Consider the following 19664-nt stretch of genomic DNA (forward strand, 5'->3'; position numbering starts at 1 on the left):
CTGGAAAGATACCAAGCGCACAGGGCGTGCATCTGTGAAAGTGTTATGGCAAGGATGGCTTAAGTTACAAGCCATCCTGGAAGGCTACGATTTAGCAAAATCTCTTGAGTCAGACTTGTGATCAAAAGACAGCTAATTAGCGCCTTTTTGATTATTGTTTAATTTTTATAATTGCCACTCTCTGGCTATCAGCTCACTTGGTTGACTCGTTAACCACTCTTGCGGGCGTAAGTAATACTGATATAGGTTAGCTTCTGGGCTACTTGGCTCTGGTTTATAGTTATATTCCCAGCGTGCAAGTGGTGGCATAGACATTAATATAGACTCAGTGCGCCCGCCACTTTGTAATCCAAATAAAGTGCCCCTATCCCATACTAAATTAAACTCAACGTAGCGCCCGCGACGATAAAGCTGAAAATCACGTTGTTGCTCTGTGTATTCGTCATTTTTGCGACGTCCAATAATAGGTAAATAGGCATCTAAAAATCCATTACCCACCGATTGCATAAACGCAAAACTCTTTTCAAAACCAAGTTCGTTTAAATCGTCAAAGAATAAACCGCCTACTCCGCGAGTCTCATCTCTGTGCTTTAAATAAAAGTACTCGTCGCACCAGGTTTTGTATTTTGGATAAACGTCGCTGCCAAAAGGCGCACAAATGTCGTGAGCAACTTGATGCCAATGTTGTACGTCTTCTAATACTGGATAAAAAGGAGTGAGATCAAACCCGCCACCAAACCACCATATTGGCTCTTCGCCTTCTTTTTCGGCTATAAAAAAGCGCACATTGGCATGACTTGTTGGTACATGAGGGTTTTTAGGGTGAATAACTAACGACACACCACACGCATGAAAGCTGCGCCCTGCAAGCTCTGGTCTGTGCGCTGTTGCCGAACCAGGCATTGAAGCGCCAAATACATGAGAGTAATTAACTCCGCCTTGCTCTATTACAGTGCCATTAGTGGTTACGCGTGTACGACCACCACCGCCTTCTGCTCGCTGCCAGTTATCTTCTATAAATTTAGCACTGCCATCTGCAGCCTCCAAACCTTGGCAAATAGTGTCTTGCAAAGCCATAAAGTATGCTTTTACTTGATTTAATAATTCGCTTTGCATATTAACCTCTAAATATTTTGCCAGTCATGGCGTCTTTTATTGTGCTTGGTTGAGTATTACCACCTAACGGCTCGTCAACGTAAAAGCCAACTTGTTCTGCAAATTGCGCTTTGGCTTGCTCAATACTAATTACCGTTTCTTGACCGGTTAAGTTTGCACTGGTTGATACTAATGGCTTACCAAACTCTTGGCACAAACGCTTTACTGTTGGATGGTTTGTTACTCTTACCGCGATGGTATCAAACTGCCCTGTGAGCCATTTAGGCGTATTTTTAGATGCAGGCATAACCCATGTAATTGCAGCAGGCCAACTCGAAAAAATATCAGCGCGTTTATCCATTGGTATTTTTGCATCATCTACGTATTTTAATAATTGTCCGTAGTTATCAGCGATTAAAATAAGCCCTTTTTCAACCGGGCGCTGCTTAATAGCTAATAGTGCCTCAACGGCTTGTTGATTATCTGGATCACAACCTAAACCATATACAGCTTCTGTTGGGTATAAAATAACTTCGCCTTGCGTTAAGCATGTTATTGCAGTGGGCGTATTTGAAAGGTCTGACAAAGTAGTCTCCAGATATAATTAAACGTTATTCAGTTGGGGTGAGCTTATGCATGCAGCTTTTTTGTGGGCATTGCAATAATATGCCGTTTGCCATATTTCTTTCTATGACGATAGGCCAGTCACATTCAGGACACGGATGTTCAACCGGTTTATTATTAAGCGTGTATTTACAACTTGGGTAGCAATCACAAGAATAAAATACTTTACCAAACTTATTACTGCGCGCGACTAAATGACCTTTTTTGCATTTAGGGCAACTAGGCAAAGTATCTTCGCTTTGCTTTTCTTCATTTTCGTTAGCAATATAATGACACTCTGGATAACCCGTACACCCAATAAACATACCATAGCGGCCATTTTTAACCACCAGCGGTTTGCTACACTCAGGACATGCAGAATCTTCTAATATTTTGATTTCGTTACTGTCGTGATGTGCCAGCGGCCTAATAAAGTCGCATTTGGGATAACTTGCGCATCCTAAAAAAGGGCCTGATTTACTATTGCGGATCACTAACTCTGAACCACACTGTGGGCATATCTCGTATTCTTTTTCGAGGGCGTGCTTGTTCGCCGAGAAAAGCGAATGGTCGATTTTACTCATGGTGATCCTAATAGGTTGGTGAATTTTCGCCTAATATACCCAAACCACTTAAAGATACAAGCAATGCCGTGCTTATCCTTTTAAGTAATTTGAGTACAATCAAGATAATTATCTCTAATGAAGAAGTTCGTTGGGTTCATCAAAAATCAAATCTTCCATTTGCTCATATGCCTCTTCAGAGCCAGGAACGTTAAACAAGATCATAAGTACAATCCACTTTAAGTCTTCTAGGCTTATAGTTGGTTTATCGAGAGAGGCTAAACAGTCCATTACCATTTCACGTGTTACATTGTTAATTACGCCTATTTGCTCAATAAACATTAAAAAGCCACGACACTCAGCGCTGAGCCTTTGGCATTCACTATCGGTAAATATACGCACAGCATCTTTAGGGTTAGCAATAAGATAAGGAGACTCATCGCTGTGTTGTAAATCGGCTAGTTGCTCTAACCAATCAAGAGCTTTAAATATCTCAGGCTTATTAAAGCCCGCACGCAGTAGCTCATCGGTTAACTCATTTTGCTCTGCAAATATATCCGCTTCGCTATGAATGTAATTTTCAAAAAGATACAAAAGAATATCAAACATATTACCTTCCTGCGCTTAACTTGATGTAACCATCTAAGACTCGCTCAATCTGATCGTCTAATTCTAAATCGAGCAACCTACTGAGTACTTTATCTATTGGCCACTGCGCACGACGCACAATGTCATCTACACTGGTTACTTCAAAGCCAATACTATTTAGAACCTCACATTGAGAATTGGCTTGAATCGGCTGCTCTTTATTAAATACATTATTGTCGTAAGTGAAACTCACCTCATCAAGAATGTCAGCCACGTTTTCTACCAGCTTAGCACCTTGCTTTATTAAAAAGTGACTTGCCTGCGCTAACGGGTTTTTAATAGAACCCGGTACTGCAAATACCTCTTTATTTTGTTCAAGCGCATAGCGTACTGTAATTAACGAACCACTTTTAATTTCAGCTTCAACAATAAGCACTCCTAACGATAATCCAGAAATAATACGATTACGGCGCGGAAAGTTGTGCGCATGAGCAGCTGTGCCTGGTAAAAACTCACTCACCAGCAAACCGCTTTCTAAAACTTGGTTTGTTAATAGTTTATGGCGTTTGGGATAGTAAATATCAACCCCAGTACCAAGCACCGCTATGGTTTTACCTGTACCAGCAAGAGAGCCTTTATGTGCTGCACCATCTATTCCCCGCGCCATACCTGAAGTAACCGTAATACCCGCCAAAGTTAACTCGTATGCAAATTCTGAGGCTATTTCAAGCCCGGTAGGTGTAGCATTACGGCTGCCTACAATTGCAATCTGTGGAGTTGATAATAACGAGACATCTCCCCTGCAAAATAGTAATAAAGGCGCACTGGCAATCTGCCGGAGATCTTCTGGGTAAAGCGGATCAAAAATACAGACAACAGTAATGTTGTTCAGCGCTATTAATTGCTCATAATGACTGACTTGTTGCCAATTGGTGTTGAGTAAATTGCTCGCTTGATTAGCGGTTAACCCAAGCTGTAAAAGCTTGTCATGAGATAAGTCGAATAACGACCCAAGGGAATAGTTTGTAGATAGTGCTAAAAGGGTTTTTATACCCAACCCTTTACACATATAAAAGGCAAGCCAGTGGGCTAGCTTGCCAGATGACTGATCCATGCTCTCTCCTAGAGCACCGACTCGCTACTTCTTAATGAATAACTGCAATATCTCCAATGCGAATTGGGTGCTGGTTTTTAGTTATTAATGCATAACTTACTTTGTCATACACTTTAAAGACAATTAGCTCACCAACTTTTTCTTTAGGCATGGTCCACGTTGTGTTTTGTTCGTCAGACTCATCACCAAATAATTGGCTCACATCAGATAAAAGCTTCTCATATTTACTAGAATCTTCTGGATAACGAGGGCCACGAGGACCATCAATAACCGTTGGTGATTGACGCTCTAGATCTAATACATGACCCGCTTCTATATTTTGTTCACTGCCTAAGTTTAGCACCACAACATCCATTGTGCTGAATTCTCTAACTTCGCGTGGTGAAGCAATAATATTACCTGTTACAGGTTCTAAAGGACGGTGTATATCAAAGTACGCAGGAAGCATTTGGCCTTCCATTGCCGGCATTAAAAAATCACCTTGCTGAATTTCTCGTTTAACAGACTCAACGCGTAATGACGAAGGCACGCCATTTTTCTCATCGCCCGCTCTAAAAGCACGTGCTATACCCACGTAAGATGCACGCGTTGCTAACACTTCACCGGTTAAATCAGTGTAGGGGTCACCTTTATGGTAAATAGCATATGCTTTATGTACTTGTAAGTCGCCTTTAACATATAAAATATGGCCTAGCGTTTGTGTTTTAGTATTTTCGTTTGCACCTAAAATATAAGGTTTACCTTTAATATCGTCACTGTTCATTGCTTGCTCGTAACTGATATAAGGTTTGATCATTTCAAGCGGCAAAGTAGTAATAGCATCACGCCCTTTTGGTGTAATACGACCCTGAGGAGATAGCTTTCTATATCCTTTATTTATCACTAAACGTGGGTTTCCATCTGCATCGTATATCAACGCTAATGCATCACCGGGGTAAATTAGGTGTGGGTTGTCAATTTGTGGATTCATTTGCCAAAGTTCAGGCCATAGCCAAGGCTCATCTAAATAGATGCCAGAAATATCCCAAAGTGTATCGCCTTTTTTTACAACATACTGTTTTGGTGCGCCTTTTTTTATTTTAAGTACATCAGCAACTGCGGGAAACGCAGCGCTTAACGTAAGCATGATTGCAAGTAGTGGAGATTTCATCGAGCTTCCTTGTATTGTTTTTTCATTATTATTGCCCAAAACCTGTTAAAGGTGAACGCGAATGGCTAAAATAAGAGCATACAATACCCTAAATTAAGCACAAGTGAAAAAGGTAACTATGGCTAGGTTAGAAGTTTTAAGATTTCCAGATGAACGTTTACGTACTGTAGCAAAAGATGTTGTACAAGTTGATGACACAGTACGCCAAATTGTAAAAGACATGCTAGAGACAATGTACGATGAAAATGGCATTGGTCTTGCGGCCACGCAAGTAGATATTCATCAACGAATCGTTGTTATTGATGTATCAGAAGAGCGCAATGAGCCACTGGTATTAATTAATCCACAAATCATAAAAAAAGACGGCTCTACCGTTAGCGAAGAAGGCTGTTTATCAGTACCTAACTCGTATGCAAAAGTAGATCGCGCAGAAACAGTAACAGTCGCTGCACTTAACGAAAACGGTGAAGAATTTTTACTAGATGCAGATGAATTATTGGCTATTTGTATTCAACATGAACTAGATCACCTTCAAGGTAAGCTATTCATTGATTACTTATCTCCATTAAAGCGCCAACGTATTCGTAAAAAGCTTGAAAAAGAAGCCAAGTTTGCAGAACAGTAATAAGCACCTTAGGAAAACTCAGTGACTCAACCATTACGCATTATATTTGCCGGTACGCCGGACTTTGCCGCACGTCATTTACAAGCGCTGATACAAAGCGAACACCAAATAGTGGGTGTATATAGCCAGCCAGATCGCCCTGCAGGTCGTGGTAAAAAATTAAAAGCCAGTGAAGTGAAAGAGCTAGCGCTTGAGCACAACTTACCGGTTTTTCAGCCACAGTCATTAAAAAATGATGAAGCACTAGCTGAGCTAACAAGCTTAAATGCCGACATTATGATTGTTGTAGCATATGGCTTAATTTTACCTAAAGCTATTTTAGAAGCGCCACGTTTAGGTTGTTTAAATGTGCATGGCTCTATATTACCGCGCTGGCGCGGTGCTGCACCTATTCAACGCGCAATTTGGGCAGGTGATGAACAAACCGGCGTAACAATAATGCAAATGGATGAAGGGCTAGATACCGGCGATATGCTACATATAAGCCGCTGCCCTATTAGCACAACAGAAACTAGCGCAAGCTTATATACAAAGCTTGCTGAGCTAGGTCCAGATGCGTTAATTGAAACCATTAATAAATTAGCTAATGGTGAGATCACCCCTGAACCTCAAAACGATGAACTTGCTAACTACGCTAAAAAGCTTTCTAAAGAGGAAGCTAATATCGACTGGTCCTTGAGTGCGCTTCAAATCGAGCGAAACATTCGCTCTTTTAACCCGTGGCCAATGTGCTTTACCCAAATGGGTGGGCAAACAGTAAAGATTCATCAAGCGCAGGTTATGCTGCAATCAGGTGATCCTGGGCAAATTTTATCAAGCGACAAAAATGGCGTAGTAGTGGCGTGTGGCGAACACGCTTTATGTATTACGCAATTACAGCCGCAAGGTAAAAAACCAATGGCAATTAACGACTTTTTAAATGGTCGTAGTGACTGGGTTACTCCTGGCACAATATTAGGCGAAAACAATGAGTAATGTTCCAAACGTACGAGCGCTTGCCGCTGAAACTTTATATAACGTAGTTGATAAAGGCGCATCGCTTAATCAAGAACTTCCATTTGCAAGCCAAGGCTTGCCGCCTAAAGATAAAGCGTTGCTACAGCAAATTTGTTATGGCGTTTTACGCTACTTACCGAGCCTTGAAAATTACTGCCAACACTTAGTAGAGCAGCCATTAAAAGGTAAACGTAGAATATTTCAGTTTTTATTATACGTAGGTATTTATCAACTGCAGCATATGCGCGTACCACCTCATGCTGCCATTTCAGAAACGGTTAACGCACTGGCTCAACTACGCGCTTTAGGATTAAAAGGACTGATAAACGCCATTTTACGTAGCTTTCAGCGTCAACAAGCTGAGCTTGAAGAAAAAGCGAAGCTTATTCCGGTATGTTTATACAACCATCCAAATTGGTTTATTAAACAGGTGCAAACAGCCTACCCAGATAGCTGGGAAGCACTACTTGAAGAAAACCAGCAACAAGCGCCAATGTGGCTTCGTGTCAATCAAGCCCAATTTAGCACGCAAGAATACAGTGACATGCTCAGCGCTAACGATATTGAACACACCTTAAACCCTGATTTTATTGATGGGATTAAGCTTGCCAAACCACGTGATGTATTTTCGTTACCTGAGTTTGATACAGGTGCATGTTCAGTACAAGATGCTGCAGCACAGTTGGCAGCCCGCTTTTTAGAACCTAAAGCAGACGACTATATTTTGGATGCCTGCGCAGCCCCTGGCGGTAAAACATGTCATATTTTAGAGCTTGCTGATGCTGATGTACTTGCACTTGATAGCGACTCAACTCGCCTTGAACGTGTTAAGCAAAACTTAACTCGTATTGGCTTAGGTGCAGACCTACAATGTGGCGATGCATCGCAACCACATACCTGGTGGGATGAAAAATTATTTGATCGTATTTTGCTTGATGTGCCTTGTTCGGCCACTGGCGTAATTCGCCGTCACCCTGACATAAAATGGTTACGTCGCGCATCAGATATCGAAGACTTAGCCAAGTTACAAAGCGATATTCTTGATAGCATTTGGCCACTGTTAAAACCAGGTGGCACATTGGTATATGCTACGTGTTCGGTTCTTCCACAAGAAAACCAACAGCAAGTTGCTAAGTTTTTAGCTAATAACGATGATGTAGAACATATACCTCTACACGAAAACGATACCGTAACAACGCCAGGTTTGCAGTTACTGCCCGGTGAAAGTGATGGATTTTATTACGCTAAGCTAGTTAAAAAAGCCTAATAGCCGTACACTAAATAGTTAGCCATTTATGAAACATTAAATGGCTATTTTTTTAATTAAATTATGATCAATACCACGGGTAAATAATGAAAATAATTATACTCGGTGCCGGGCAAGTTGGTGCTACGCTTGCTGAAAACTTAGTTGGCGAACAAAACGAAATTACCGTTGTTGATATAGACGGTAACCGATTACGTGAACTTCAAGATAAGTACGACTTACAAGGGGTTATGGGCCACAGTGCGCATCCTGATGTATTACGCCGTGCAGGTGCTGAAGATGCCGATATGATTATAGCGGTAACCAGTTCAGATGAAGTGAACATGGTTGCATGCCAAGTGGCGTACAGTATTTTTAAAACGCCCACTAAAATTGCCCGCATTCGCTCAGAGCAATATTTAAAATACCGCGAAAAACTATTTCAAAACGATGATTTACCAATCGATCATTACATTGCTCCCGAAGCACTGGTCACTAAGTATATTCGCCGTTTAATTGACTACCCTGGTGCTCTGCAAGTATTGCAGTTTGCTGATGGCATGCTCTCGTTAGTAGCCGTAAAAGCTTACTATGGCGGTTTACTTGTAGGTTATGCGTTATCTGCACTTAAAGAACATATTCCTAATGTAGAAACTCGTGTTGCCGCTATTTATCGTCAAGGTAAAGCAATAAAACCATTGGGTACCACCGTTATTGAAGCCGATGACGAAGTATTCTTTATTGCCGCTACAAAACATATACGCGCAGTAATGAACGAGCTACAAAAACTTGAGCGTTCGTACAAAAAAATTATGATAGCTGGTGGCGGTAACATTGGGGCAGGCCTTGCCCGCTCACTTGAAAAAAACCACACCGTTAAACTAATTGAACGCAGTAAAGAACGTGCTGAGCAACTCTCAGAAATGCTCGATAACACGGTCGTTTTTTGTGGTGACGCATCTGATCAAGAACTGCTCTCAGAAGAGCATATTGAACAAGTAGATGTGTTTATTGCCGTAACCAATGACGATGAAGCAAACATTATGTCAGCCATGCTTGCAAAACGTATGGGCGCACAGAAAACCATGGTGCTTATCCAGCGTGGTGCTTACGTTGATTTGGTACAAGGCGGCGAAATAGACATTGCCATATCGCCACAACAAGCAACAATATCAGCGTTATTAACGCACGTACGCCGTGGTGATATTGTTAATGTGTATTCACTGCGTAAAGGTGCGGCAGAAGCCATAGAAGCGGTTGCTCATGGTGATGAAAGCACATCTAAAGTTGTTGGTCGCGCGATTGCCGACATAAAACTTCCAGCGGGTACAACTATTGGCGCAATAGTACGTAATGACGATGTACTGATAGCTCACGATGATACAATTATTATGTCGGGCGATCATGTCATTATGTTTTTAATCGACAAAAAACATATTACCGTTGTAGAAAAACTATTCCAAGTAAGTGCTATATTCCTTTAACTAGTTACGCTAATTAGTTAATTTAAAATACAAAAAAGCCGCTGACTAAGGCGGCTTTAGTGGAGTATCTTCGAATATTGATTACTGTACCTTTGAAAACTCTTCTTTAGAGATTTCACCATTTCCATCAGTATCTAAATCATCAAAAATCTTCACAAGTTGAGGGTTAACCTTCGCTTCTTCCATTGTAATCGCACCGTCGCCATCTGCATCAAAAGAGGCAAAATCTACTGCAGCATATGCTGCTGATGAAGATGCTAAAACGATAACTGCAAGTGTTGTATTGAATGTTTTCATAATAATATTCCTAGTAATATGGGAAGTCCTTTTCAAAGATCCCTGACTGTGAAAAATGTTTAATCTGAAAAAAGATTAGTAATTAGCGAATTCTTCTTTAGAAAGCTCGCCGCTACCGTCGGTATCTAGCTCAATAAATTCAGCCATTAAATCGGTATCGACAGCCGCTTCGCTTGGGCTAATTGTGCCGCTACCATCGATATCAAGGCTGTCAAAATCTGATGCTGCAAATGCAGCTGAAGAAGATGCTAGTACTATAAGTGCTAATGCTTTATTTAAATGTTTCATAACTTAATCCTTCAATGTTCTATCAAAAAAATTGCTTCGTTTAACTTAAAACGTAATTTTTCACTTCCTTGTTATCCTCTTTCGTAAGCTCCCTTGCCTACTTAGGTTGTCTTTGGCAACTCAGGATAAATACTTTTTAATTAAGCTTCTGAAAATTCTTCTTTTGATAACTCACCATTTTGGTCAGTATCAAGCTCAGAAAACATGCTCATTAATTTTGCGTCTACTGATGCTTCTGCTTGGCTAATTGTGCCACTGCCGTCTACATCAAGTGTGTCAAAATCTGTTGCTGCAAAAGCGGCTGAAGAAGATGCAATAGCGATAAGTGCTAAAGTTTTATTAATGCTTTTCATAATATGTATCCTTCAAATTTATGTGTGTGCGATTAAGTGTTTCACTTTGAATCACGATTTCGTTCAGTACACCCTGACTATTACAACTTAAATGCCAACATTGAAAAGCCATTAACTTTCAACAAGTTAAAAACAAAACATACAATAAGTAGGAATTTTCAGAGTCATTACTGTTGCCTTTTCGCAACACGCTTTAGAGGTGAAAAACTAAAGTCATTAAAAACAAATAGTTATGTTTATATAAAAAGATACATTTTAAAATGTAGAGCTATAAAAGGAGGGATTTTAAAAAATAATTAAGGTTAATTTTAACGAAGTAGCTATAACAACAAAAAACAAGCCATAACAAAAAATACGTAAAACATTGTTTTATATGAATAATATTTTTAATTATATAAAAACAAAAAAACACTTTATAAATACTCACGTAAAACGACATTTTGTTGCAAATAAGCGAAAAACGATTTAGTCAACGGTGGGCTCAAGCGCAGATGGGTCTATAAAATGCTCTTTCATAAAGGTTTTCATTTCATCCTCGCTTGCTAGTAGCTTAATTCCGCAGTGCACACCTGCGACATGCTCTTTAACACTGCAAATTTCACCTTCAAAATCTTTATCACTACTATTGAGTACGACAGTGCATTGCATATCTTTAATACCTTCAACTTGCTGATCGCCTCTAATATCAAACATTACACCAGTGAGTGAAATGTCCTTAATAAGGCCTTCAAGCACTCTATCGTCACTTAGTTTTAGCTTTGCAGGTAACAAGGTAGGTATGCGTGTTTGCGAGCGTAGCGCAAATAGCTGCACTTGCTTAGGAAAATTAATAAAGACGAGTTTAGCGGGATGAGAGGCTACTGACATAATTTGCTGGCGAAACGCAATAACTTGCCCGCCACAGCCTTCAATCAGTGCTCTTACAACAACCATTACACCATCACGTAAATAGTCACTCGCTGCAGGTAAACGCTTAGCATTGGGATAATTTAAAATAATAAACTGTTTATCGAGTAAACCAACTAATTCAGTTTTAACACGCTTACTGCTTGTAGGTGTTAATATTTCTAGGTCAACTAAACTGCCTACACCTATATGCTTTAGCTTTTCTAAATTTGTTGGCATATCCCTTTTTCCAATATTTTGTAATTTAAAACTTAAGCCGCTCGTTTATCCACGCCAAAAAGTAGGCGTAAATAACACTAATAAAGTAAATATTTCTAGGCGACCAAACACCATTGCAATAGTAAGCAACCATTTAGCACCATCGGTTATAGCACCATAATGCGACGCTACATCTCCTAAGCCAGGCCCTAAGTTATTTAAACAAGCCGCAGTGGCTGAGAACGCAGTTATGTTATCCATACCCGTGCCCATAAGCGCTAACATGATAATAATAAATACAAGCGCATATGCAGAGAAAAATCCCCACACGGCTTCTACTACTTTGTCTGGCAACGCCTTACGACCCAGCTTGATTGAATATATAGCCCGTGGGTGCACCAAACGATTAAGCTCACGCACACCCTGCAAGTACAGTAAGAACACGCGCACTACTTTCATACCACCACCGGTAGAGCCTGCACAGCCACCAATAAAGCTCGAAAATATAAGTAAAATAGGTAAAAACAAAGGCCATGTTGAAAAGTTATCAGTAGCAAAGCCTGCTGTTGTACTCATTGAAACAGCTTGAAATAACGCCTGATCGAGGGTTTCATCACCATTAGCAAATATTTCGTTAGAGGAAAGTACAGTAAAACAAATAACCACCAGCGCTAATTGAATACACAAAAACACCTTAAACTCTGGATCTCTAATATAAACTTGTATGTTTCGGCTCGCCACTGCGGCGTAATGCAGGGAGAAGTTAACAGCGGCAATAATTAAAAAGAACACACAAATAAAGTTAATTACAGGGCTGTCAAAGTGCCCCATGGAGGCGTCGTAAGTAGAAAAACCACCTATCGCCACCGTTGAGAATGCATGACATATAGCATCAAACCACTCCATTCCTGCAGCCCAATAAGCCAGCATACAAGTAATAGTCAACGACACATAAATATACCAAAGGTGCTTTGCAGTATCGGCAATTCGCGGGGTCATTTTAGAATCTTTTACAGGCCCTGGTATTTCAGCGCGGTACAACTGCATACCACCAACACCTAGCATAGGTAGTATAGCAACAGCGAGTACGATTATACCCATACCGCCAAACCACTGGAGTTGCTGGCGATAAAACAATACCGACTTGGGTAAATACTCAATACCGGTAAGCACCGTAGCGCCGGTGGTTGTTAAGCCAGAGAATGCTTCAAACACCGCATCGGCGAGCGATAAGTTCGGTTCTTGTAAAAAGATAAGCGGCAAGGACGCAAACGCCCCAAGTACCAGCCAAAACAAAACAACAATTAAAAAGCCTTCACGTGCTTTTAAATCACCGTTTTCATGGCGGTTTGGGTAATAAGCCATCATGCCAATAACAACACTAAAGATAAATGCTAAAACAAAAGGAACACCACCACCGTCTTTGTATATTAAAGACACCAGTGCCGGAGGCACCATGGTAATACTAAACAGCGCAACAAGTTGGCCAAGAATTTTTATGATGGTACGAAATTGCATTTAGCTTGTCGCTTTTATTATTAGTAAATTCAGGCTGAGTAGTATCAACCAAATTAAATAGGGTCAGTATGCATTATATGCAATTTGTGTAGGTTATTACTCTTTAATAGTTAACTCAACTGCGCCGTGACTTAAATCAAAAATATCTTTGATTGCTTGCTGAGCTTCACGGCTATCGATTGTAATCACCCACTCAATATTAGCAGTAAATTGCTTATCAATATTAAGCACTTGATACTTTGTTTTTAATAACTGCTCAATCGCGCCTTGCATGCTGTACTCACTACTCCCAGTAATTTCAACGCTGGGAACTTTAAGCACCGTTTGCAATTTTACTAGTGCATTATTTAATGAGCCACCATAAGCACGTACTAGCCCGCCGGTGCCTAATTTTATGCCGCCAAAATAACGTGTCACCACGGCAGTGATTTCGCCAAGGCCCGAACCCACCAGCACATTTAACATAGGTTTCCCCGCAGTGCCATTAGGTTCACCATCATCCGAAAAACCATAAACATGGCTGCCACCAGGATTGCCTGCCACATGTGCCCAGCAGTTATGACGTGCATCGCTATACTTTTCTTCAATGCTTTTAATAAATGTTTTTGCTGAATTTAAATCGGGGGTGTGTGCAATGTGGACTATAAACGTACTTTTTTTTATTTCTTCTTGATGAAAAACGTCAGCAGCAGGATATTTATATTCAGACATATTAAAAGCTCAATTAAAAATGGGGCCTAAAGGCCCCGTTCATATGCATATTTTAACGTTTATTCGCTAACTCGTCTTTATAGAAATTAATCGAGTTCTAAATTACGCGTCATATTCTCTAGGCTATCTTCGTGAACAATAATGTTATCTTCAATACGAATGCCGCCAAATGGTTTAAATGACTCTACCTTTTCCCAGTTAATAAACTGCTTATTATCGGTTTGCGCTAAATCACCAAGCAGTGAATCAATAAAGTATAAACCTGGCTCAATAGTAAACACTTGGTTTTTTTCGATCAGGCGAGTACAACGCAAGAACGGATGCCCTTCAGGCGATGGTTGATGTGTGCCCTTTTCGTCACTCATAAAACCGCCCATATCATGCACTTGTAAACCTAGGTGATGTCCTAGTCCATGCGGGAAGAAAGTAGATGTAATTTTACGCTCAACAATTTCCTCCGCGGGTAGGTTAACAATTTTAAAGTCACTAAGTATTTGTGCGATACGATTATGACATTCAACGTGTAAATCACCATAAAGCATACCCGGCTTTAAACCTTTACCTAACTCGATTTGTTGAACAGTCATCGCTTGCACAAGCTCAGCAAACTCACCCTGCTTTTTAAAATCATACGTACGAGTAATATCAGCAGCGTAACCATTAAAGTTTGCACCGGCATCAATTAAAAATGAGTTGTGGGTGTGTGGCACTTTTGGATCAAAGTGCGTGTAGTGCAAAATAGCGCAGTTTTCGTTAAGCGCAACAATGTTGCCGTACGGCATTTCATTTTCGCTTTGACGTGTCGCCATTAAGTACGCTTGCTGAATGTCGAACTCGCTACCACCATTAAAGAATGTATCGCGTGCAGCTTTATGCCCATCTACTGCAATGCGGTTAGCGTTGCGTAAACATTCAAGTTCGTACTGCGTTTTATAAGCGCGGTGGTAATGAAAATAGTTAAGTACAGGCTCAGGGTTCATAATACTAAAACCAAGAGCTTGCGCTACTTCAATGTATTCACCCATGTAAGCATATTTAGCTTTATCGTATGGTAATAACTTTTCTACTTGATCAGGCTGAAGTAGTAGCTCTATATCAAAGTACTCAGCCCAAAAGTCGCGAGGCTCGTCTGGTACTTTATGCCAAAAATCTACTGGACGATAAAATATGAGTTTTGGTTTGTCGCTGCCATTTACCACAATCCAGCAATGAGGATTGTCAATAACCGGTAACCACGCTTTAAACTGTGGATTAACTTTAAATGGATAATACATATCATCTAAAAACTGGCGCTTAGCTTGGCCTGAATGAATTACTAATCCTTCTAACCCTTCGCTATTACAAATTGTACGAGTACGCTGTTGCAGTGTTGCAATATGTTCGGCGTATAAAACGGCTAATTTATCCATTGTTAATCCATCTGTTAAATTTAACTTGCTATGAGTCTATCACTTATACCAATTGCATTAAATTAATGATCTATTATAGCGATAAGAAAATAGCTTAATAACAAGGCTAAAATTATGATACATAGTTGTTCTATATAAATAATTTTTAACGCAGTTATTGAATTATTTAATACGCTAGAATGATCACGTTTTTAATAAAATTGGTATTACCCTCAGCGCTCAAAAAAGGGGATATCTAAACGCATTAGATATCCCCCCTACTTTAAACTTATGTTTACTAACCGCCCATTTTCATTTCGAGTAGCGGCGCTAATACATTACCTTCTCGGCCCATTCTTGTATGGTAAACCTGCCTGTACGCAAATACATTTTTTACGTAATCGCGGGTTTCGCGATACGGAATAAGCTCTACCCATAACTCAGCCGGAATAGCGTCATCAGGTAACCAACGCTTTATACGGTGATAACCCGCATTATAAGAAGCCGTAGCCAGTACTTCATTGCCATGGTTTTTCTTTTTTAAGTACTGTAAGTAACTCGTACCTAACCTAATATTTGTTTTAGGTTGATATAAACGACTACTTGTCACACTGCCTTTATTTACATACTCAGCAGTACTAGGTAATAACTGCATTAAACCACGCGCATTAGCATGCGAGCGTGCATCTGGCGCAAAAGAGCTTTCGCGCCTTGCAATAGCAATACTCCAAGCAACATCTATCTTGCTACGTTTACTGTAGCGCTCAAAAACATCTTGAAACGCAAACGGAAAACGTTGCTCTACGTTATCCCATGCTTTAATTTTTGCTAAAGTAAAAATAGTACTGTCGTGCCAACCTAAATCGGTAGATAACTGTGATGCTGCCAGCTTTTCTTCATCGCTGGAGGTATCCGTTAGGTAATTCCATTCACGGCGTGCCGACGTAAAGCGCTCAATATCATAAAGTGCTTTTGCACGCTTAAAGCCTGGTGCATTACTCACTTTATCTACAAGTACCTTATCGACTGCTAAAGGCTGATTATTTAAATCAACGGGCAACCCCAAACGTGCTGCGGCTAAAAAGCCGTAATAATCACGATTAGCCGCTACTTTTTTCCAAATGTCGTCTGCTTTTTGTTGCTCGCCACGTTGTGCATAGCTATAAGCTAACCAATATTGCTGACCAAGACTTAAATTTTCTTTACCTGTAAAAAATGCAGCAATCCCTTCCCAATCTTGGGTTTTGAGCATATTGCCCAGTTGCCACTGAATAAGCTTGCTGTCTAGTCGCTCTTTTGGCACTTTATTTAGCCAAAAGCTCGCTTGTTTATGCCCGCTAGAGGCAAGTGACAATGCAAAAGTGTAATACACATCCGCTTTTTCTTCATCGCTGTACTTAAATATTTTTTCTAGCTTTTCCCATGCTTTTAAAGCTAGCTCTTTATCGCGCCAAACCAAACGCTTAACACCATAAATAGCTATTTGCCCTTCTTTAGCCGACTTGTTTTTATATCTATATAATCCAGCGGCTGCGCTTGGATCTTTTCGCACTTTTAAATATAAGTCAGCTAAGTAACGCTCCTTACTTGGTAATAAAGTTTTTAAGTAAGGTAATAAGCTTTGCGTTCCGCCTTGTGCAGCAAGTGTTACACGCTTCCAAACCGTTTCTTCTTTCATGTAGCCTTTTTTACGCCACGTAGAAAATAAACTATCACAACCATTAGGTTGCGATTTACCTACAGCCCATAAGTCGGTCACCTGATTTAGAATTGCCTTTTCGGGCGCACCTAAATCAAGCTGAAAATCTAAATAAGTACAAGTAAGCTCCGTATTAGACGTTTCACGATAGTTGCGGATATACGCCGCCTTTTCGTTGTTATCTTTTAAATACTCTAACCACGCTTTACGGACCGGCCACTCAAGCGGCGTATGCTGGTATATATTTAAATATTCTTCTATTTCTGCCTGATGTTTAATGCTCGGATGGCGTTGCCAATACGTTTTTTCAACATAAGGTTTTAACGGATGATTTAGGTTACTAACCGCTTGTTTAAAGTCTTGGTAACTGCCGTACCTTACTTTTTTTTCGGCATCTAAAAATGCATCGTTATCAATACTTGCCTCGGCAGAATGAAGAGGGAAAATGAATGCAGCTGCCGCAATGCTTAATAAATATTTTTTCATAATGTCCTTTAATAAAAAATTAAAGTAGTGAATAAAAACTTTTCAACCACCTTAGCACCAAACCAGCTATATTTTAACCAGTCGATTGTAACCGAGTTAAATTTTTCGTTGCATTTTTAATTTAAAGCAAGCACACTGATTGAAATGCAAACTCATCGTACCAGTCTTAGTTCGTCAACTAGGGAGAATAATAATGTTATATAAAAGCGATTCCTTTGAAGTTAGCTTCCTGAAGGAAAACATCGCCGAGTTTAAGTTTTGTGTTGCAGGTTCTGTAAACACACTATCTCAAAAAACTCTTTCAGATTGCGCAGCAGCATTAAAAGAATTAGCCGTCAATACTGATATCAAAGGCATGATTTTTACCAGTGATAAAGACCACTTTATTATTGGTGCCGATATCTTCGAATTTTTACCTACATTTACTAAACCTGAAGAAGAATTAGTAGTGTGGATCAAAAACGCAACCGACGCTTTTGATGCAATTGAAGATTTACCATTCCCAACTCTAAGCGCTATAAACGGTATGGCACTTGGCGGTGGTTGTGAGTGGGCACTTGCTACCGATTATCGTGTGGCAAGCGAAACAGCTAAAATGGGCCTACCAGAAGTTAAACTTGGCATAATGCCAGGGTTTGGTGGCACAGTGCGCTTACCACGTATCATTGGCGCCGATAACGCGATGATGTGGATTACCTCAGGCGCAGAAAACCGCGCAGCAGATGCCCTTAAAGTAGGTGCGTTTGATGCGGTAGTTAGTGCTGACAAACTTCTAGAGTCAAGTGTATCAACACTTGAACTGGCTATTGCTGGCAAGCTAGATTGGCAAGCAAAACGCAACGTAAAACTACAGCCACTTAAATTAAACCGTGTTGAGCAAGGCATGAGCTTTGCTATGGCAGAAGGTATGGTAATGGGTAAAACCAAAGGCCACTATCCTGCACCGGTTATGGCTGTACGTACTATTAAAGCAGCGGCAAACTGTACTCGCGATGAAGCAATGGCAATCGAAAATGCCAACTTTGCTAAATTAGCACGTACACCAGAAGCAGCTGCACAGACAGGTATATTCCTAGCTGATCAATACATTAAAGGTAAAGCACGTAAATTTGCTAAGCACAGCGATGTAGCAATTAAACAAGCCGCTGTATTAGGTGCTGGTATTATGGGTGGCGGTATTGCATACCAGTCTGCTTATAAAGGTACACCTATTATAATGAAAGACATCCAACAAGATGCGCTTGATTTAGGTATGGGTGAAGCATCTAAGTTATTAGGTGCAAAAGTTAAGCGTGGTCACATGCCAATGGAAAAAATGTTGGCAACACTTAGCAAAATTAAGCCAACACTTAACGAGTCAGACCTACAAAGTGCCAACATCATTGTTGAAGCCGTTGTAGAAAACCCTAAAGTTAAGCAAGCAGTACTCGCTGATCTTGAAAAGAACATGCCAGAAGGCACTGTACTTACTTCAAATACATCGACTATTTGTATCGACTTGCTTGCAGAAGCGCTAGATAAGCCAGAAAATTTCTGTGGTATGCACTTTTTCAATCCAGTGCCAAAAATGCCATTAGTAGAAATTATCCGTGGTGCAAAAACCTCAGATAAAACAATTAATGCAGTAGTTGATTACGCGCTTAAATTAGGTAAATCGCCAATTGTTGTTAACGATTGCCCAGGCTTTTTTGTAAACCGTGTTTTATTCCCTTACTTTGCAGGTTTTAGCAAATTAGTGGTTGAAGGCGCTAACTTTGCAAAAGTAGATAAAGTAATGGAAAACGTATTTGGCTGGCCTATGGGTCCGGCTTACCTACTTGATGTTGTAGGTATTGATACAGCGTTCCATTGTACTGGCGTAATGGCTGACGGTTTCCCTGAGCGTATGGCTCGTGCTGATAAAGACCCTGTGACTATTTTTGCCAACGAAAAACGTTTTGGTCAAAAGAACAAAGCCGGTTTTTACAAATACGAAACAGATCGTCGCGGTCGTCTTAAAAAGTCTCATGACGAGACAGCAATTGAGCTACTAAGCCCAATTACAGACGCACCAAAAGAATTTGATAAACAAGAAATCATCGACCGTTGTATGATTCCAATGATCAACGAAGTGCTACTGTGCTTGCAAGAAGGCATTGTTGCCTCGCCGCAAGAAGCAGATATGGCATTAGTTTACGGTGTTGGTTTCCCTCCATTTAGAGGCGGCGCGTTCCGTTACTTAGATCAAACTGGTTTAGCTAACTTTGTTGCAGCAGCAGACAAATACGCTCACCTAGGTGCGATTTACCAAGTATCTGAACAAACTCGCAAGTGGGCCGAAGAAGGTCGTGTTTTCTATAAGGTGGAAGGTTAATAT

At 40.4% G+C, this 19664-nt stretch carries 19 protein-coding genes; 5 read left to right on the forward strand and 14 right to left on the reverse strand.

Annotated elements, in window-relative coordinates; translation table 11 throughout:
- Positions 1 to 165: 165 nt before the first annotated feature.
- From hemF to H5116_RS17535, 6 genes are all read right to left on the reverse strand, one after another.
- Entirely contained in the window at positions 166 to 1116 is a 951-nt protein-coding gene (gene hemF / locus H5116_RS17510) for an oxygen-dependent coproporphyrinogen oxidase (protein WP_182716734.1), read from the reverse strand.
- Position 1117: 1 nt separating this feature from the next.
- Positions 1118 to 1681: an L-threonylcarbamoyladenylate synthase gene (locus tag H5116_RS17515; RefSeq protein WP_004335153.1), complete on the reverse strand. Its 564-nt coding sequence runs from the start codon at positions 1679 to 1681 to the stop codon at positions 1118 to 1120.
- A 25-nt stretch (positions 1682 to 1706) separates the two neighbouring features.
- Complete coding sequence (locus tag H5116_RS17520) at positions 1707 to 2282, reverse strand: type I DNA topoisomerase (RefSeq protein WP_004335155.1); 576 nt, start codon at positions 2280 to 2282, stop codon at positions 1707 to 1709.
- 114 nt (positions 2283 to 2396) lie between these two features.
- Positions 2397 to 2870, reverse strand: coding sequence for a DUF494 family protein (locus tag H5116_RS17525; RefSeq protein ID WP_182693017.1), 474 nt, complete (start codon positions 2868 to 2870; stop codon positions 2397 to 2399).
- Position 2871: 1 nt separating this feature from the next.
- Positions 2872 to 3963: a DNA-processing protein DprA gene (gene dprA, locus H5116_RS17530; RefSeq protein ID WP_182693018.1), complete on the reverse strand. Its 1092-nt coding sequence runs from the start codon at positions 3961 to 3963 to the stop codon at positions 2872 to 2874.
- A gap of 31 nt (positions 3964 to 3994) precedes the next feature.
- Positions 3995 to 5113, reverse strand: coding sequence for a LysM peptidoglycan-binding domain-containing protein (locus tag H5116_RS17535; protein WP_182716735.1), 1119 nt, complete (start codon positions 5111 to 5113; stop codon positions 3995 to 3997).
- Positions 5114 to 5231: 118 nt separating this feature from the next.
- Here H5116_RS17535 and def point away from each other — a divergent pair, with 118 nt between their 5' ends.
- The 4 genes from def (at position 5232) to trkA (ending at position 9464) form a co-directional block, all read left to right on the forward strand.
- Positions 5232 to 5738: a peptide deformylase gene (gene def, locus H5116_RS17540; protein WP_138489866.1), complete on the forward strand. Its 507-nt coding sequence runs from the start codon at positions 5232 to 5234 to the stop codon at positions 5736 to 5738.
- Positions 5739 to 5759: 21 nt separating this feature from the next.
- A complete protein-coding gene (gene fmt / locus H5116_RS17545; protein ID WP_024594985.1) occupies positions 5760 to 6713 on the forward strand; it encodes a methionyl-tRNA formyltransferase in 954 nt (317 codons plus the stop codon).
- Entirely contained in the window at positions 6706 to 8001 is a 1296-nt protein-coding gene (gene rsmB / locus H5116_RS17550; protein ID WP_004335167.1) for a 16S rRNA (cytosine(967)-C(5))-methyltransferase RsmB, read from the forward strand. The genes fmt and rsmB overlap by 8 nt, the downstream gene beginning before the upstream one ends.
- An 86-nt stretch (positions 8002 to 8087) precedes the next feature.
- On the forward strand, positions 8088 to 9464 hold the full coding sequence (trkA, locus tag H5116_RS17555) for a Trk system potassium transporter TrkA (protein WP_154904167.1): 1377 nt from the start codon (positions 8088 to 8090) through the stop codon (positions 9462 to 9464).
- 81 nt (positions 9465 to 9545) lie between these two features.
- On the opposite strand, the gene H5116_RS17560 is transcribed toward trkA, so the two are convergent.
- From H5116_RS17560 to H5116_RS17595, 8 genes are all read right to left on the reverse strand, one after another.
- Positions 9546 to 9761: an EF-hand domain-containing protein gene (locus H5116_RS17560; protein WP_024597191.1), complete on the reverse strand. Its 216-nt coding sequence runs from the start codon at positions 9759 to 9761 to the stop codon at positions 9546 to 9548.
- Positions 9762 to 9836: 75 nt separating this feature from the next.
- Entirely contained in the window at positions 9837 to 10049 is a 213-nt protein-coding gene (locus H5116_RS17565) for a calmodulin (RefSeq protein WP_004335174.1), read from the reverse strand.
- A 140-nt stretch (positions 10050 to 10189) separates the two neighbouring features.
- Positions 10190 to 10402, reverse strand: coding sequence for an EF-hand domain-containing protein (locus H5116_RS17570; protein ID WP_004335175.1), 213 nt, complete (start codon positions 10400 to 10402; stop codon positions 10190 to 10192).
- Positions 10403 to 10867: 465 nt separating this feature from the next.
- A complete protein-coding gene (locus H5116_RS17575; protein ID WP_182716736.1) occupies positions 10868 to 11527 on the reverse strand; it encodes a flagellar brake protein in 660 nt (219 codons plus the stop codon).
- Positions 11528 to 11572: 45 nt separating this feature from the next.
- Positions 11573 to 13024 carry a TrkH family potassium uptake protein gene (locus H5116_RS17580; RefSeq protein WP_004335179.1) on the reverse strand — a complete coding sequence of 484 codons (1452 nt, stop codon included), beginning with the start codon at positions 13022 to 13024 and terminating at the stop codon, positions 11573 to 11575.
- Between the two features lie 96 nt (positions 13025 to 13120).
- A complete protein-coding gene (locus H5116_RS17585; RefSeq protein WP_004335181.1) occupies positions 13121 to 13735 on the reverse strand; it encodes a YigZ family protein in 615 nt (204 codons plus the stop codon).
- 86 nt (positions 13736 to 13821) lie between these two features.
- Positions 13822 to 15144 carry a Xaa-Pro dipeptidase gene (gene pepQ, locus H5116_RS17590; RefSeq protein WP_024597188.1) on the reverse strand — a complete coding sequence of 441 codons (1323 nt, stop codon included), beginning with the start codon at positions 15142 to 15144 and terminating at the stop codon, positions 13822 to 13824.
- A 277-nt stretch (positions 15145 to 15421) separates the two neighbouring features.
- The gene (locus H5116_RS17595) at positions 15422 to 17308 is read right to left on the reverse strand and encodes a transglycosylase SLT domain-containing protein (protein WP_182716737.1); all 1887 of its coding nucleotides are present in this window, start codon (positions 17306 to 17308) and stop codon (positions 15422 to 15424) included.
- 193 nt (positions 17309 to 17501) lie between these two features.
- Between H5116_RS17595 and fadB the strand changes: the two genes are divergently transcribed.
- Positions 17502 to 19661, forward strand: coding sequence for a fatty acid oxidation complex subunit alpha FadB (gene fadB / locus H5116_RS17600; RefSeq protein WP_182716738.1), 2160 nt, complete (start codon positions 17502 to 17504; stop codon positions 19659 to 19661).
- Positions 19662 to 19664: the final 3 nt, after the last annotated feature.

The organism is Pseudoalteromonas sp. SG45-2 (assembly GCF_014164115.1).
Taxonomy (GTDB): Bacteria; Pseudomonadota; Gammaproteobacteria; order Enterobacterales; family Alteromonadaceae; genus Pseudoalteromonas; species Pseudoalteromonas distincta.

Bases quoted from the DNA above. Each gene is read 5' to 3' on its own strand.
- H5116_RS17575 (WP_182716736.1), bottom strand. From the start codon at position 11,527: ATGCCAACAAATTTAGAAAAGCTAAAGCATATAGGTGTAGGCAGTTTA.
- H5116_RS17520 (WP_004335155.1), bottom strand. From the start codon at position 2,282: ATGAGTAAAATCGACCATTCGCTTTTCTCGGCGAACAAGCACGCCCTC.
- H5116_RS17535 (WP_182716735.1), bottom strand. From the start codon at position 5,113: ATGAAATCTCCACTACTTGCAATCATGCTTACGTTAAGCGCTGCGTTT.
- hemF (WP_182716734.1), bottom strand. From the start codon at position 1,116: ATGCAAAGCGAATTATTAAATCAAGTAAAAGCATACTTTATGGCTTTG.
- pepQ (WP_024597188.1), bottom strand. From the start codon at position 15,144: ATGGATAAATTAGCCGTTTTATACGCCGAACATATTGCAACACTGCAA.
- H5116_RS17595 (WP_182716737.1), bottom strand. From the start codon at position 17,308: ATGAAAAAATATTTATTAAGCATTGCGGCAGCTGCATTCATTTTCCCT.
- def (WP_138489866.1), top strand. From the start codon at position 5,232: ATGGCTAGGTTAGAAGTTTTAAGATTTCCAGATGAACGTTTACGTACT.
- H5116_RS17580 (WP_004335179.1), bottom strand. From the start codon at position 13,024: ATGCAATTTCGTACCATCATAAAAATTCTTGGCCAACTTGTTGCGCTG.
- H5116_RS17570 (WP_004335175.1), bottom strand. From the start codon at position 10,402: ATGAAAAGCATTAATAAAACTTTAGCACTTATCGCTATTGCATCTTCT.
- H5116_RS17525 (WP_182693017.1), bottom strand. From the start codon at position 2,870: ATGTTTGATATTCTTTTGTATCTTTTTGAAAATTACATTCATAGCGAA.
- trkA (WP_154904167.1), top strand. From the start codon at position 8,088: ATGAAAATAATTATACTCGGTGCCGGGCAAGTTGGTGCTACGCTTGCT.
- fadB (WP_182716738.1), top strand. From the start codon at position 17,502: ATGTTATATAAAAGCGATTCCTTTGAAGTTAGCTTCCTGAAGGAAAAC.
- H5116_RS17565 (WP_004335174.1), bottom strand. From the start codon at position 10,049: ATGAAACATTTAAATAAAGCATTAGCACTTATAGTACTAGCATCTTCT.
- rsmB (WP_004335167.1), top strand. From the start codon at position 6,706: ATGAGTAATGTTCCAAACGTACGAGCGCTTGCCGCTGAAACTTTATAT.
- dprA (WP_182693018.1), bottom strand. From the start codon at position 3,963: ATGGATCAGTCATCTGGCAAGCTAGCCCACTGGCTTGCCTTTTATATG.
- H5116_RS17560 (WP_024597191.1), bottom strand. From the start codon at position 9,761: ATGAAAACATTCAATACAACACTTGCAGTTATCGTTTTAGCATCTTCA.
- H5116_RS17585 (WP_004335181.1), bottom strand. From the start codon at position 13,735: ATGTCTGAATATAAATATCCTGCTGCTGACGTTTTTCATCAAGAAGAA.